General features: G+C 62.2%; 11 protein-coding genes and 1 other annotated feature. Of the genes, 1 reads left to right on the forward strand and 10 read right to left on the reverse strand.

Translation table 11 applies throughout. The features are described 5' to 3' along the window. Positions 1 to 99: 99 nt before the first annotated feature. Positions 100 to 1,791, forward strand: a complete 1,692-nt coding sequence (gene ybaL / locus ACMGGK_RS18350) for a YbaL family putative K(+) efflux transporter (protein ID WP_004940247.1) — start codon at positions 100 to 102, stop codon at positions 1,789 to 1,791. A 761-nt stretch (positions 1,792 to 2,552) separates the two neighbouring features. Here ybaL and ACMGGK_RS18355 read toward each other — a convergent pair. From ACMGGK_RS18355 to dnaX, 10 genes are all read right to left on the reverse strand, one after another. After that, positions 2,553 to 3,857, reverse strand: coding sequence for an inosine/guanosine kinase (locus ACMGGK_RS18355; protein ID WP_004940249.1), 1,305 nt, complete (start codon positions 3,855 to 3,857; stop codon positions 2,553 to 2,555). A 90-nt stretch (positions 3,858 to 3,947) separates the two neighbouring features. After that, positions 3,948 to 4,910 (reverse strand): ferrochelatase, encoded by a 963-nt coding sequence (gene hemH / locus ACMGGK_RS18360; protein WP_049299668.1) that lies wholly within the window; start codon positions 4,908 to 4,910, stop codon positions 3,948 to 3,950. A gap of 119 nt (positions 4,911 to 5,029) precedes the next feature. After that, positions 5,030 to 6,193, reverse strand: a complete 1,164-nt coding sequence (locus ACMGGK_RS18365; protein WP_049299669.1) for a glycerate kinase — start codon at positions 6,191 to 6,193, stop codon at positions 5,030 to 5,032. Between the two features lie 9 nt (positions 6,194 to 6,202). Continuing rightward, complete coding sequence (locus tag ACMGGK_RS18370) at positions 6,203 to 7,468, reverse strand: GntP family permease (protein WP_033641131.1); 1,266 nt, start codon at positions 7,466 to 7,468, stop codon at positions 6,203 to 6,205. A 119-nt stretch (positions 7,469 to 7,587) separates the two neighbouring features. Next, positions 7,588 to 8,721, reverse strand: coding sequence for a sugar diacid recognition domain-containing protein (locus ACMGGK_RS18375; protein ID WP_016928832.1), 1,134 nt, complete (start codon positions 8,719 to 8,721; stop codon positions 7,588 to 7,590). 165 nt (positions 8,722 to 8,886) lie between these two features. Then, positions 8,887 to 9,531, reverse strand: coding sequence for an adenylate kinase (gene adk, locus ACMGGK_RS18380; protein ID WP_004940261.1), 645 nt, complete (start codon positions 9,529 to 9,531; stop codon positions 8,887 to 8,889). A gap of 202 nt (positions 9,532 to 9,733) precedes the next feature. After that, the gene (gene htpG / locus ACMGGK_RS18385; protein ID WP_016928833.1) at positions 9,734 to 11,599 is read right to left on the reverse strand and encodes a molecular chaperone HtpG; all 1,866 of its coding nucleotides are present in this window, start codon (positions 11,597 to 11,599) and stop codon (positions 9,734 to 9,736) included. Between the two features lie 143 nt (positions 11,600 to 11,742). After that, positions 11,743 to 12,348 (reverse strand): recombination mediator RecR, encoded by a 606-nt coding sequence (recR, locus tag ACMGGK_RS18390; protein WP_004940263.1) that lies wholly within the window; start codon positions 12,346 to 12,348, stop codon positions 11,743 to 11,745. Continuing rightward, the gene (locus ACMGGK_RS18395; RefSeq protein ID WP_004940264.1) at positions 12,348 to 12,677 is read right to left on the reverse strand and encodes a YbaB/EbfC family nucleoid-associated protein; all 330 of its coding nucleotides are present in this window, start codon (positions 12,675 to 12,677) and stop codon (positions 12,348 to 12,350) included. The genes recR and ACMGGK_RS18395 overlap by 1 nt, the downstream gene beginning before the upstream one ends. A gap of 41 nt (positions 12,678 to 12,718) precedes the next feature. Further along, positions 12,719 to 14,677, reverse strand: coding sequence for a DNA polymerase III subunit gamma/tau (gene dnaX / locus ACMGGK_RS18400; RefSeq protein WP_420277113.1), 1,959 nt, complete (start codon positions 14,675 to 14,677; stop codon positions 12,719 to 12,721). Continuing rightward, positions 13,322 to 13,386, reverse strand: a sequence feature (DnaX frameshifting element). (Overlaps the previous gene by 65 nt.) Positions 14,678 to 14,738 lie beyond the last annotated feature (61 nt).

A 14,738-nucleotide genomic window follows, 5' to 3' on the forward strand; every position in this document is an offset into this window, starting at 1 on the left:
GCCAAGCAAGCCGCGAACAAATGCAATAAACTAAATGTATCTTTTCGTAACTTTGTTGCGATTCTCCCGTGCCGCGATGCATAGCCAGAAGGAGTATGGATGCATAATTCAACACCGCTCATCACCACCATCGTCGGAGGGTTAGTACTCGCCTTCCTCCTCGGCATGCTGGCGAACCGCCTGCGCATTTCCCCTCTGGTGGGGTATCTGGCCGCAGGGGTGCTCGCCGGCCCGTTCACCCCCGGTTTCGTCGCCGACACCTCACTGGCGCCGGAACTGGCGGAAATCGGCGTTATCCTGTTGATGTTCGGTGTTGGCCTGCACTTCTCTTTGAAAGACCTCCTCGCAGTAAAATCTATCGCCATTCCCGGCGCCGTGGCGCAGATAGCCGTCGCTACCCTGCTCGGCATGGGGCTGTCCAAGCTGCTCGGCTGGGATCTGATCTCCGGTCTGGTGTTCGGCCTCTGCCTCTCCACCGCCAGCACCGTGGTGCTGCTGCGCGCCCTGGAGGAACGGCAACTGATCGACAGCCAGCGCGGGCAAATCGCCATCGGCTGGCTGATCGTCGAAGATTTGGCGATGGTGCTGACGCTGGTATTGCTGCCGGCCTTCGGCAATATGCTGGGCAACGACAACGCCAGCAGCAGCCAGCTGCTGATGGAGCTGGCGCTGACCATCGGTAAAGTCATCGCCTTCATCGCGCTGATGATCGTGGTCGGCCGCCGCCTGGTGCCATGGATCCTGTCGAAAACCGCCAGCACCGGCTCGCGCGAGCTGTTCACCCTGGCGGTATTGGCGCTGGCGCTCGGCATCGCCTACGGCGCGGTGAAGCTGTTCGACGTCTCCTTCGCGCTGGGCGCCTTCTTTGCCGGCATGGTGCTGAACGAGTCCGAACTGAGCCATCGCGCGGCGCACGACACCCTGCCGCTGCGCGATGCGTTCGCGGTGCTGTTCTTCGTCTCGGTCGGCATGCTGTTCGATCCGATGATCGTGATTAACGAACCGCTGGCGGTGCTGGCGACGCTGGCGATCATCGTGTTCGGCAAATCCGCCGCCGCGTTCCTGCTGGTGAAAATGTTCGGTCACTCCAAGCGCACCGCGCTGACCATTTCCGCCAGCCTGGCGCAGATCGGCGAGTTCGCCTTTATTCTGGCGGGCCTCGGCATCGCGCTCGGCATGATGTCGGAGCACGGCCGCAATCTGGTGCTGGCCGGCGCCATCCTGTCCATCATGCTCAACCCGCTGTTGTTCACCCTGCTGGAACGCTATCTGGCCAAAACCGAAACCATCGAAGAGCAAATCCTCGAAGAGGCGGTGGAAGAAGAGAAACAGATCCCGGTGGATATGTGCAATCACGCGCTGGTGGTCGGCTACGGCCGCGTCGGCAGCCTGCTGGGCGGCAAACTGGCCGAGGCGGGCATTCCGCTGGTGGTGATCGAGAATTCCCGCCCGCGGGTGGAAGCGCTGCGCGAACAGGGTATCAAGACGGTGCTGGGCAACGCCGCCAATCCGGAAGTGATGGATCTGGCGCGGCTCGACTGCGCGCGCTGGCTGCTGCTGACCATCCCGAATGGCTACGAGGCCGGCGAGATCGTCGCCTCGGCGCGCGCCAAGCGGCCGAACATCGAGATCATCGCCCGCGCCCACTACGACGATGAGGTGGCCTACATCACCGATCGCGGCGCCAATCAGGTGGTGATGGGCGAACGGGAGATCGCCAACAGCATGCTGAACATCCTGCAGTTGGACACCCTGAGCGAAGAAGAAAAAATGGGCGGCTGCCCGATCTGAAGCGCCGCGCGCGCATATAAAAAGGTCCGGCATTGCCGCAATGCCGCTCACTTAAGCCTGAGTGGCATTTTTTTATCCAGCCTCTGGGCGTTCTGTGCAGGGGAATTGCCGTAAATGTCCCGCATTTCTCTGTGGCCAATATGAACGGCAATTGGAGGGGCCGATGGCGCGGCCCCTCCACCCGCGCCTTCGCTTAACACCATCTGTCCGCTACGCGGATACCCTCGCCGCGTCTGCGTTGTCGGACGGGTCGGCTGCGACAAACGTCCCTGTTAGTCTCGCCTCAACCGGCCTTCCCTGGCCGGTTGCCCCTGACAACGCCGTCTTGCTCGGCAGCCGGTGATGCGCGCCCAAGGTCAACACCTGAGCTGGCAGCTACCGGGAAATCTGTCGCTTATGAGGTTGTGGTAGAGAAGTTGGAGATGAGCACGGTGTTGGGCGCCCTTGAAGACGCCGAACGCAGGCATAGCGCATTAGGAGAAACCGCCATGGACGGCGGTTTCAGGTGAGACAGGCAGGGACGCCTGTCGCAACCGGCCTCAATGCGCTATGGCGGAGGGAGGGGAGTTGGCAAAGCCAACCGTCTGACAGGGCAAAGGCGCGGGTTGCCAGGGGCCGCGCCTTCGGCCCCTGGCTCGGTCGAGGTGCGTGAGCCACATGGGGCATCTCACTTTTATCGACCGAAAATGTCACGAACGCCTGCAGAAAAACGCTAACTGATCAGCATTGCGGCATTGCCGGACCTTTTCTTTTTCAGCGGGTTAACGCTCCCAATAGGACTCTTCCAGGCTGTCTTCGCGCTCCGGCAGGCCGCGAGTGAGACGCGGCGAATGCTGGTTCAACACCTGGTAGCTGACGCGGTTGGCGTATTTGCACACCTGCGCCAGGGAGGAGTAGGTCAGGTAACTGCGCACGTGCTTGCTCGAGTTCGGCACGTTGTGGCGGTGATAACCGTTGGCGGCGATATCGTGCAGCAACGCCGACAGCGCGCCGTCGCCGGCGCCGTTGGTGTTCATGATCTTCTCCGGCCCGCCCATATACGGCGCGATGTGCGAATAAACGCGCAGCGGATTTTCACAGTGCTCGCGGCGCATGGCGCGGCTGAACTCGTAGCGGTTGAACTCGGCGATATGCCCCGGCAACAGCGGGTGCTGGGTCTGGCGCTTATTGGCTTCTTCGGTGTAGCCCGCCATATACAGGCCATTCGGCCCGGCGGTGCACAGCACCAGATCCACCCACTCCAGCGCCATGTCCGACGCGGTCAGCGGATCGCTCAGCCCGGTCAGCTCCAGCGCTTCGTCTTCGTTCATCGCCAGAATCGTCACATTTTCCTTCAGGAAGTCGCGCCACCACTGCGGGTTGTCGGCGATCACGTACTTGGTGCCCAGCGTCAGCACCACCGGCACATCGTGTTTTTTGGCGTACTCGATCGCCTGCAGGGTCGCGTCCTTTATCGGCTCCCCTTCCTTGCAGCGCACCAGATAAGAGCTCAGCACCAGCGCCGACGCGCCAGCGATCACCTCTTCAGGAATGCTTTCCGGGCGCAGCTGGTTCATCTGGCCAGGGTTGATGGCGAAGGTGCGCTCGCCGCTTTCGCCGATCAGCGTGAAACAGCGGCCGATGGCGCCATCAACACCCTGCAAATAGTTAAGATCGGTGCGGCTGGAGGTATTGCACAGATAACGGTAGGCGTAGCTGCCGATTTTCACGTTGCTGCACATCACGCCGAGCAGTACCGAACGATCGTCCGCCAGCACCGAATAGTTGTGCATGGTATTGCCGATGGTGCCGCCGGCGAACTGATGGGTGACCAGGTTGTTTTCATTCAGTTCCTGATACAGCGCCTCGGCGACGTCGTCTTCGATCACCAGAGAGTGGCCCAGGCTCAGGCCGTAACGCTGGACAAAAGCATCGTCCACTTTTGCCTCGATATCCACCAGCGTCTGGTCGATGCCGACAATATACGAGGTGCTGATTTCACTTTCGGGCTGGGCCTGCTGCAGAAGCGGATCGCGGGCGCTCACCGGAAAATAGTGTTTGGACTTGCGTTTACCAGGAAATTTCATGTGATTGGCGGTGGTGACGGTTTAACAAGCGGAGAATGTTAACACATCCCCGCCCGATCACGATGCACCTAATAGACAGATTATGGATGATTACAGACGTTGCGCCACCAGCTGCTGCATCATGTCGATATGCGCCGGCTCGTCGTTCAACGCAGAGATGTATTCAAACTTCTCGCCGCCCGCCTTGATGAATATCTCGCGGTTCTGCTCTTTGATCTCTTCCAGCGTTTCCAGGCAGTCTGCCGAGAAGCCGGGGCAAATCAGTTGAATGTGCTTCACGCCCTGCGCCGGCAACCCCTTCAGGGTTTCATCGGTGTACGGCGTCAGCCAAGGCTCGCGGCCGAAGCGCGATTGGTACGTCATCATCACTCGCTCCGGCGCCAGCGGCAGCGTGGCGCTCAGCGCACGCAGCGTATCCTCGCAGCGTTGCGGGTAGTCGTCGCCCAGCCGCGCATAGCGCTTGGGGATGCCGTGGAACGACAGCACCAGCCGGTCCGGCTGGCCGTGCTCGGCGAACGAGCGCTCCACGCTTTGTTGCAGCGCGGCGATATAGGCCGGGTGTTCGGCGTAATCGCGAATGAAGGCCACAGAAGGCAAGCGGCGATAACCTTTCAGCACCCGCGCCACGCCATCCCATACCGCCGCGCTGGTGGAACAGGAATATTGCGGATAGAGCGGCAGCACCACCAGGTTGGTCACGCCCTGCGCCAGCAGCTTGTCGATGGCTTCCGCCAGGCTCGGCGAACCGTAGCTCATGCCCAGCTCCACCGGCGTATTCGGCATACGCGCCGCCAGCGCCCGCTGTTGGCGGCGGCTGTACACCAGCAGCGGCGAGCCTTCTTCCATCCACACCGACTGATAGAGTTTCGCCACGCGCGGCGAACGGATCGGCAAGATCGCGCCGTTGAGGATCGGCCACCAGATCAGCGGCGCCGTGTCGACCACGCGATCGTCACTGAGGAATTCCTTCAGATAGCGTTTGACCGCCGACGAGGTCGGCGCATCTGGCGTGCCCAGGTTCACCAGCAATACGCCGTGTTTCTCTTGCTTCATCTCAGTTCCCCTCATTTCCTTTCCGGCCGGCATTCCGTTCTGGGTCGGGATGTCAGCAGCCATTAATGCCGGCTATTGTAACGGAAAAGTCCTGCATCGAAACCGATAACAGCAACAGGCTATGCCTGTGGGCTTCTTCCTTGCGCCAGCTGCCATACCGCCGCCACGTTGCGCGCCGTCACTTGCAGATTGCGATCGGCGTCCGCCAGCGCTTCTTCCAGCGTCACAATGCGATCGAGCACCGAAAACGCCGCATCGATGCCGTGTTGATGCACCACCGAATAATCCGGCGTCAGGCTGCCGGCGATGGCGATCACCGGCACGCCGTAACGCTTGGCCACCCGCGCCACGCCGATCGGCGTTTTGCCGTGAATCGACTGGCTGTCCAGCCGCCCTTCACCGGTGATCACCAGATCGGCATCGCGCACCGCCTCATCCAGACGCAGGGTTTCAGTGACGATCTCGATGCCCGGCCGCAAGCGCGCGTCGAGCATGCCGAGCAGCGCCGCCCCCATGCCGCCCGCCGCGCCCGCCCCTGGCTGGGCCAGCACGGCGCGGCCGGTTTCCCGTTCCAGCAGTTCGCCATAGTGATGCAGTGCCGCATCGAGCTGCGCCACCATCTCCGGCGTCGCCCCCTTCTGCGGCCCGAATACCGCCGACGCGCCCTTTTCGCCGCACAGCGGGTTATCGACGTCGCAGGCGGCGGTCACGCTCACCCGTTGCCAACGCGCATCCAGTCCGGCGAGATCGAGGTGCGCCAGCTGCGCCAGCGCCGCGCCGCCCACCGGCAGCGGGCGACCATCCTTATCCAGCAATTTAACGCCCAGCGCCTGCATCATCCCGGCGCCGCCGTCGTTGGTGGCGCTGCCGCCGATGCCGAGAATGATCGCCTTCACGCCGCGTTCCAGCGCCGCCAGCATCAGTTCGCCGGTGCCGTAACTGGTGGTGATGCGCGGATCGCGCCGGTTGGGCGGCGCCAAATGCAGTCCGGAGGCGGCGGCCATTTCAATCACCGCGGTTTCGCCGTCGCCCAGCAGACCATAGAATCCCTGTACCGGCTCCCCCAGCGGCCCGGTGACCGTTACCTGGACGATCTCGCCGCCGGTGGCCGCCACCATCGACTCCACCGTGCCTTCGCCGCCGTCCGCCATCGGCAGCTTCACGTAGTGCGCCTGCGGATAAATCTGACGGAATCCCCGTTCGATGGCGTCGGCGACGCCGAGCGCGCTCAGGCTCTCTTTGAAAGAATCCGGAGCAATAACCACTTTTTTCAGCGCTTTCATCACTGTTCCTTATCCCGCCAGGTTAAATACGCCAAACATCAGCGCCGAGATTGCCGCGATGGTGAACCCCACCAACGTTTCATACGGCAGCAGCTTGAGCCGCTCGTGCACCGCCATATTGACGCTGCCGCCGGTGGCGTGGAAGAAACTGCCATGCGGCAGGTGATCCAGCACCGTGGCGCCCGCGTGGATCATCGCCGCGCCGGCCAACCCGCTCACCCCCAGTTCCAGCAGCGTTGAGCTGAACACCCCGGAGGCGACGGCGGTGCCGGCGGTGGTCGAGGCGGTCGCCATCGACATCAGCGCGCCGGACAGCGGCGCCAGCAGCCAGGCCGGCAGCCCGGTGTGCGTTAAGCCGTTAATCAAGACATCCTTCAGCGCCGAATTGGCGATGATGCCCGCCAATGTGCCGGTGCCGAGCAGCATGATAGCCACCGGCGCCATGCGCGACAGGCCGGAAACCATAAACTGATTGCACTGACGAATGCGCCCCATCAGCAGCGCACCCGCCAACCCGCCGACCGGCAGCGCGATCAGCGGATCGACGGCGATCCCGGCGATCGGCCGCAGCGACAACAGCAGGATCGCCACCAGCGGCGCGCTGATCGCCGCAGCAAAACCCGGCCGCGCTCCTTCGGCATGCTGAGTCAGCTCTTCGGCCATCACCCTGCTGCCTTTATCGCTCAGGCGACGCGCCAGCAGATAGGCCACCACCAGGCCGCACAGCCCCGGCACGATGCCGGCCATCATCACCGAAGTGAGCGGCACATGGAAGTTGTCCGCCGCCGCAATGGTGTTCGGGTTAGGCGACATCACGTTGCCGGCCTTGCCGCCGCCGATCATCGCCAGCAGGATCGCCGCGCGTGAAATGCCGGCCTTCTGGGCGATCGACAGCGCGATCGGCGCGACGGTGATCACCGCCACATCGATAAACACCCCCACCGCCGTCAGGATAAGTGTAGCCACCGCCAGCGCCAGCAACGCGCGGGTTTCGCCCACCTTGCGCACGATGGTTTCGGCGATGGTGTGCGCCGCGCCGGATTCGATCAGCACCCCGGCCAATACCCCCGCCGCCAAAATGCGCATCACGGCGTTGGTGATGCCCTGCGCCCCGCCGATCATCAGCGTCACGGTCTGCACCAGGTCGGCGCCGCCGCACAGCCCGCCCGCCAGCGCGCCGGCGATCATGCCGTAAGCCGGCGGCACCTTGCGTAGAATCAGGACGATGGCGACGGCTAACGCCACCAGCGCCCCTAGAGTGGATACGGTTGTCATTGTTGTTTTCTCCGTGGTTGATGTGCAGGCCAACATATCGCGCGCGTCCGGCGTTGACCTGAGGGGAAACAACAAAAAAGCGCCGGGGGAACGGCGCGGAATTTGTGGGTTGGCACAACTCAGTCGTGCATCAGCATGCCGATAAACAACCGCAGAGAGTCAGTTAATTGATTGATTTTCATGCCGGTTATCGCTTCAATGCGCTGCAGGCGATAACGCAGGGTATTGACGTGAATATGCAGCTGCGCGGCGGTCTGCGTCTGATCACAATTCTGCGAAAAATAGTGGCGCAGCGTACTGCGCAGCACGCCTTTTTCATCCTGTTCGCCCAGCGTCCGCCAGGGGCGCCCCAGCTCTTGCGCGCGCCAGTCCTCTCCCAGATCGCACAGCAGCGACGGCAACGGATAGTCGTGGTAGAACAGCGTGGCGTGACGCAGTTTCAGGCGCTGCGCCATTGCCTGGGTGGCGCGCGCCGTCAGGCTGGAACGGTAGGCGCTTTGCGGATCGTCATAAAAACCGCCGACGATCAGCCGCACCCGAAAGCGGTGTTTAAGCTGATTTTGCAAACGCTGCGCCTGCTGGCGCTCCAGCTTCAAACTCCATTCGCCCTGAGCCATGCAGGCCGGGCGCAACAGGGTCATTTCATTGAAGCCGGTAATGGCGATCAACGCGTCGCGCTGGGTGGCCTCCAGCTCCGCCAACAGCTCGCGCAACAGGTGCGGCTGCGCCTCTTGCAGCTCGACGATCCACACGATGCGCGTCTGGCGCAGATCCAATCCCAGATACGCCGCCATCGCTTCCAGCGACGCCGTGTTCGGCTGCGGCTGCAACAGCTGGTTCGCCAGCTCTTCCCGGTAGCGCTTTTCCCACTGGTGCTGATCCAGCAGCGCCGCCTGCTCTACCATCATCTCCGCCGCCATCTTGACCAACTCGGCGTAGGCGCGCACCTCGGCCGGTTCGCCGGAAATGCCAATCACCCCCACCCGCTGGTTACGAAAGCTGAACGGCAGGTTGATGCCTGGCCGCACGCCCTTCAGGTGCTCGGCGGTGGCGCGGTCGATTTCCACCACCCGATTCTCCGCCAGCGCCAGCACCGCGCCTTCATGGCGCTGGAACAGGCGCTGCGGGTTGCCGGAGGCGATGATCACGCCGTTGCTGTCCATCACGTTGACGGAATGGCTGATGATGCCCATCGCCCGCTGGACGATCTGGCGCGCGGTGGCTTCCGCCAGAAGATTGGTTTGTCTGAGCATGCCCGGCTCCCTGCTGAGGGTGAAAACGCAGGCTTGTTATACGCCATTTGGCGTGGGCGATTAACGGGCACGGTTGCAACAAGCCGCAGCGATCACAATTTGGCGGCAAAACGGCAAAAAAAACGCCGGGCCACGGGCCCGGCGTCATGCACAATGCGCTTGCGATCAACCGAGGATGGTCGCCAGCTCTGCGCTCACTTCGGCCACCTTGCGGGTGCCGTCGATTTTGCGGTATTGGGTGTTGCCCGCTGCCGCTTCTTTGCTGTAGTAAGAGATCAGCGGCGCGGTCATCTGATGGTATTCCACCAGACGCTTGCGTACGGTCTCTTCCTGATCGTCCTTGCGCGTGGTCAGCTCTTCGCCGGTCACGTCGTCTTTGCCTTCCACCTGCGGCGGATTGAACTTCACGTGGTATACGCGGCCAGACGGCGCGTGCACGCGGCGGCCAACGATGCGGTCAACGATCAGCTCGTCCGGCACGTCGAACTCCAGCACGAAGTCCACGTTGATGCCGGCTTCTTTCATCGCGTCAGCCTGCGGAATGGTGCGTGGGAAACCGTCCAGAAGGAAGCCCTTGCGGCAATCTTCCTGAGCGATGCGCTCTTTGACCAGCGCGATCACCAGTTCATCGGTCACCAGCTTGCCGGCGTCCATGATCTCTTTCGCCTGCTTGCCCAGTTCACTGCCGGCCTTCACGGCTGCGCGCAACATATCACCGGTGGAGATTTGCGGAATGCCGTATTTCTCCATGATGAATTGAGCCTGAGTACCTTTACCAGCGCCCGGAGCGCCCAGCAGAATGATACGCATTGCGTAAATCCCCTTGCTATGTAGTTTTTATAAAATTGCGAAAACGCTCAACGATACCATTTCAGGGGGGGCAGGCTCAAGGCGCGCGAAGGAAATCGATTGCGGAATGTGCAAAAAAACCGACGTACAAAAGGCGAGAAAAGGTGGGGAAAAACCGAAAATGCGCCCCTAACGGTACCGTTAAGGGCGCATATCTTCAACTTTAGGCGGACAGCAACTTATTCATGCGGCGGATGAACAGGTTCGGATCCTCCAATGTGCCGCGTTCAGCCAACAGCGCCTGATCCAATAACAGGTCGATCCATTCGGCAAAATGTTCGTTATCGCCCACGTCGGATGCGCGTTTGACCAGAGCATGTTCCGGATTAAGCTCGAAAATGTACTTCACTTCCGGCGCCTGCTGGCCGGCAGCGGCGAACAGCTTGGCCATCTGGGTGCTCATTTCGTCGGCGTCGGTCACGACGATCGCCGGCGTATCGGTCAGGCGGTGCGTCAGGCGCACATCCTTCACGCGATCGCCCAGCAGGGTTTTCACGCGTTCGATGAATGGTTCCAGTTGCTTCTCGGCGGCCTTCTGCTCTTCGGTTTCATCCGCCAGTTTATCCAGCGCTTCATCCGCCTTGCTGACCGACTGGAACGGCTTGCCGTCGAACTCGGTCAGGTAGCTCATCATCCACTCGTCGATGCGATCGGACAGCAGCAGCACTTCGATGCCTTTCTTGCGGAACAGCTCCAGGTGCGGGCTGCTCTTGGCCGCGGCGTAGCTGTCGGCGGTGATGTAGTAAATCTTCTCCTGGCCTTCCGCCATCCGGCCGACGTACTCTTCCAGCGATACGGTCTGCGCCGAGCTGTCGCCGTGGGTGGTCGCGAAGCGCAGCAGTTTGGCGATCGCTTCCTGGTTGCCGTTGTCTTCCGCCGGGCCCTCTTTCAGCACCAGACCGAACTGCTGCCAGAATTTCTGGTAGCCTTCGGCGTCGTCTTTGGCCAGCTTGTCCAGCATCTGCAGCACACGCTTGGTCAGCGCGCCGCGCAGGTTTTGCGTCACGCGGCTGTCTTGCAGGATCTCGCGCGACACGTTCAGCGGCAGATCGTTGGAATCGATCAGGCCACGCACGAAGCGCAGGTAGTTCGGCATGAACTGCTCGGCGTCGTCCATGATGAACACGCGCTGCACATACAGCTTCAGGCCGTGCTTGTGATCGCGGTTCCACATGTCCCACGGCGCCTGCGCCGGGATGTACAGCAGGCTGGTGTATTCCTGCTTGCCCTCCACCCGGTTGTGGCTCCAGCTCAGCGGATCGGTGAAGTCGTGGGCGATGTGTTTGTAGAACTCTTTGTACTCTTCGTCGGTCACGTCAGCCTTGCTGCGGGTCCACAGGGCCTGCGCCTTGTTGATCTTCTCCCAGGTGACGGTGTCGTCTTCTTCGTTTTTGCTTTCGATCTCCACCGGCAAGGCGATGTGATCGGAATATTTGCCGATCACCGAACGCAGGCGCCAGGCGTCGAGGTACTCATCTTCGCCTTCGCGCAGATGCAGGGTGATTTCGGTGCCGCGGGTCTCTTTGGTGATGTCGGCGATGGTGTAGTCGCCTTCGCCGGCGGACTCCCAGAACACGCCTTCGTCATCGGCGGCGCCGGCGGCGCGGGTGCGCACGGTCACTTTGTCCGCCACGATGAACGCCGAATAGAAACCGACGCCGAACTGACCGATCAGTTGGCTGTCTTTCGCCTGATCGGAACCGATGGACTCCAGGAACGCTTTGGTGCCTGACTTGGCGATGGTGCCGAGGTTTTCAATCACTTCTTCGCGGCGCATGCCGATGCCGTTGTCGGCGATGGTCAGGGTGCGCTGCTCTTTATCGAAGGACAAACGTACGCGCAGTTCGCCGTCGCCGGCGTACAGCTCTGGCGCGGACAGGGCGCGGAAGCGCAGCTTGTCGGCGGCGTCAGAGGCGTTGGAAATCAGCTCGCGCAGGAAAATTTCTTTGTTGGAGTACAGCGAATGGATCATCAAATGAAGCAGCTGTTTTACTTCAGACTGGAACCCGCGGGTTTCTTGACCTTTCATACTCATTGATTACCTCAAAAGACAATGGCTACCAAAATCGAACAATGAGGATCAGATGAGGGTCAGGGTGTTGTTTTTCAAGCGGACAGCGGGAATTTTTTGGCAAAAAACGGTGGGGCCGGGCGGCCCCATCCGGGAAAACATCAGAACTTGATGGCGTGGCGCCCGGCCAGCGAATGCGACAGCGTGGTGCCGTCGACCATCTCCAGCTCGCCGCCCACCGGCACGCCGTGGGCGATGCGGCTGGCGAGCACGCCATACTGGCCGCACATCTCGGCGATGTAGTTGGCGGTCGCTTCCCCTTCCACCGTCGGGTTGGTGGCGAGGATCACTTCGGTGATGCTTTCCTTTTCCAGCCGTTGCTCCAGGCGATCCAGACCGATATCGCCCGGCCCGATGCCGTCCAGCGGCGACAGATGCCCCATCAGCACAAAGTAGCGCCCGGCGAACTGGCCGGTCTGCTCGATGGCGTGGATATCCGCCGGGCTTTCCACCACGCAAATCTGGCCGTTTTGCTGACGGCGCGGATTGGCGCAAATAGTGCAGACGTCCTGTTCGGTGAAGGTGCGGCAGTCGGCGCAGTGGCCGATCTCCGACATCGCGCGCGTCAACGCCTGCGCCAGGCGCATCCCGCCGCTGCGATCGCGCTGCAGCAGCTGAAACGCCATGCGCTGCGCCGATTTCGGGCCGACGCCCGGCAGGCAGCGCAACGCCTCCATCAGGGATTCAAGGAGCGGGCTGGTTTGCATCAGAACGGCATCTTGAAGCCAGGCGGCAACTGCATGCCGCTGGAGACGGAAGCCATTTTCTCTTTCTGAGTCTCTTCGATGCGGCGCGCGGCGTCGTTAAACGCAGCGGCGATCAGATCTTCCAGCATCTCTTTGTCGTCTTCCATCAGGCTAGGATCGATCTCCACGCGGCGGCAGTTGTGCGCGCCGTTGATGGTGACTTTCACCAGGCCCGCGCCGGATTCGCCGGTCACTTCCAATTTGGCGACTTCTTCCTGCATCTGCTGCATTTTCTCTTGCATTTGCTGGGCTTGCTTCATCAGGTTGCCCAGACCGCCTTTACCAAACATAGTCGTCTCTCGTCGCTAGGGCCGCGCACCTCGCGCGGCGTTTAAAGGGGACGAATACTCTCTTCATCCAGATCCGCGTCGAAGAATCGGCGCAGCGTCTGAATGTTGGTATCCGCTTCGATGGACTGGCGCGCCTGCGCCAGCTTTTCTTCATAGATGGCTTGTCGCCATTCCAGCGGGGTCCGCCCCGCCGGATTATCGTCCTCCACCACGGTCAGCTCAATCGGGCCGCCGTACAGCTCACCGAGCGCGTCGGCCAGCGTCCTCTGCGCCGAAGGCGAATTCAGATGGCGCTGCGAAGACCGCAGATGGAGGTTAATTTTGCCCGGCTCCGGCTGCTGCTTGAAGGCGTTCAACGCCAGCTGCTGCACCAATTTCGGGATCTTCAGCTTATCGATTTCCGCCGCCCAGGCGTCGCGCTCCAGCGACTCCACCACCAGCTTGGCGGCCAGCTCCGGCGTTTTCTCGTGCTCCAACGCCGTGCGCAGCGCTTTCGGCGTCGCCAGCGGTTCCGGCGCCGCTTCCGGCTCGGTCTGCGCGCGCCAGCGATAGGCTTCCGGTTTCGCCGGTTTTTCCGGCACCTTCTTCTCCGCCAGGCGCTGCTGGCTGCGCTCGGTCACGGAAGCCAAACGCCCCAGCGCCGAGTTTGCCGGCCGCGCTATTCCTGGCGCCGCCGGCTCATTCTTTTTTGGTGTGGATGCTCCCTGCTGCCGTTGCAGCTGGGACCGCGCTTTCAACAGCTGGGCGGTGGCATCCGGTAAAGGGGCCGATGATTGTCGCTGTGGCGCGGCCGGCTGCCCTAGCGGCGGCGGCGCGTCCTGAAACTGCGGCGGCTGTTGTGAAGCGGCGGCCTGCGGCTGCGCCATCGGCGCCGGCGCGGTCTGCACCAACGCCACCGGCTCCGGGATCACCGCTTTCGGGTGAAACGCCAGCGCACGCAGCAGGGTCATCTCAACCCCCATGCGGCGATCCGGCGCATAGGCCAGCTCTTTGCGGCCCACCAACAGCGTCTGGTAGTAAAGTTGCACATCGGCCGGCGGCAGGGTTCGCGCCAGCTCGCGCCGCCGTTGCTCCACGGCGGCGTACTGGTTGTCGAGCATCGAAGGCAACAGCTGCACCATCGCAATGCGATGCAGCAGCGCCAACGTCTCCACCAGCAGATTTTCCCAGTCCACGCCGCGCGAAGCGGCCTGCGCGACCTGCGCCATCACCTTTTCGCCGTCGGCGCTGACCAGCGCTTCGAGGATCGCCAGCGGTTGCTCGTCATCGAGCGTGCCGAGCATCTGGCTGACGGTGGCGGCGGTCACCTGCCCCTGCCCCATGGCGATCGCCTGATCGGTCAGGCTCAGCGCGTCGCGCATGCTGCCGTCGGCGGCGCGCGCCAGAAGCTGCAGCGCACGCGCGTCGCTGGTGATCTGCTCCGCCGTCAGCACCGTTTCCAGCTGCTGACGGATCTGATCGACGTCCAGCGCTTTGAGGTGGAACTGCAGACAGCGCGAGAGAATGGTCACCGGCAGCTTTTGCGGATCGGTGGTGGCCAACAGGAATTTGACGTGCGGCGGCGGCTCTTCCAACGTCTTCAGCAACGCGTTGAAGCTGTGGCGCGAGAGCATGTGCACTTCGTCGATCAGGTAGACCTTGAAGCGGCCGCGCGCCGGCGCGTACTGGACGTTGTCCAGCAGATCGCGGGTATCTTCCACCTTGGTTCGGGAAGCGGCGTCGATCTCGATCAGATCGACGAAGCGCCCCTGCTCGATCTCGCGGCAGTTGTCGCATTGGCCGCACGGCGTGGCGGTGATGCCGGTTTCACAGTTCAGGCCTTTGGCCAGCAAGCGGGCGATGGTGGTTTTCCCCACGCCGCGCGTGCCCGAGAACAGATAGGCGTGATGGATCCGCCCCAGTGAGAGGCCGTTGGCCAGCGCGGTCAGGACATGTTCCTGGCCGACCACGTCTGCGAACGTTTGAGGGCGCCACTTACGGGCGAGAACCTGATAGCTCATTAATACCGGAGAAGTCGAGGAATCTGGAGGGTCATGCTAACACAGCCCCGCGGCGATCCGC

Origin of the sequence: Serratia sp. BNK-33-b (genome assembly GCF_048684565.1) — a bacterium.
Lineage (GTDB): Bacteria > Pseudomonadota > Gammaproteobacteria > Enterobacterales > Enterobacteriaceae > Serratia > Serratia marcescens.

Excerpts from the sequence above, each read along its gene's own strand:
- ybaL (WP_004940247.1), top strand. The coding sequence starts at position 100 with ATGCATAATTCAACACCGCTCATCACCACCATCGTCGGAGGGTTAGTA.
- ACMGGK_RS18355 (WP_004940249.1), bottom strand. The coding sequence starts at position 3,857 with ATGAAATTTCCTGGTAAACGCAAGTCCAAACACTATTTTCCGGTGAGC.
- hemH (WP_049299668.1), bottom strand. The coding sequence starts at position 4,910 with ATGAAGCAAGAGAAACACGGCGTATTGCTGGTGAACCTGGGCACGCCA.
- ACMGGK_RS18365 (WP_049299669.1), bottom strand. The coding sequence starts at position 6,193 with ATGAAAGCGCTGAAAAAAGTGGTTATTGCTCCGGATTCTTTCAAAGAG.
- ACMGGK_RS18370 (WP_033641131.1), bottom strand. The coding sequence starts at position 7,468 with ATGACAACCGTATCCACTCTAGGGGCGCTGGTGGCGTTAGCCGTCGCC.
- ACMGGK_RS18375 (WP_016928832.1), bottom strand. The coding sequence starts at position 8,721 with ATGCTCAGACAAACCAATCTTCTGGCGGAAGCCACCGCGCGCCAGATC.
- adk (WP_004940261.1), bottom strand. The coding sequence starts at position 9,531 with ATGCGTATCATTCTGCTGGGCGCTCCGGGCGCTGGTAAAGGTACTCAG.
- htpG (WP_016928833.1), bottom strand. The coding sequence starts at position 11,599 with ATGAAAGGTCAAGAAACCCGCGGGTTCCAGTCTGAAGTAAAACAGCTG.
- recR (WP_004940263.1), bottom strand. The coding sequence starts at position 12,348 with ATGCAAACCAGCCCGCTCCTTGAATCCCTGATGGAGGCGTTGCGCTGC.
- ACMGGK_RS18395 (WP_004940264.1), bottom strand. The coding sequence starts at position 12,677 with ATGTTTGGTAAAGGCGGTCTGGGCAACCTGATGAAGCAAGCCCAGCAA.
- dnaX (WP_420277113.1), bottom strand. The coding sequence starts at position 14,677 with ATGAGCTATCAGGTTCTCGCCCGTAAGTGGCGCCCTCAAACGTTCGCA.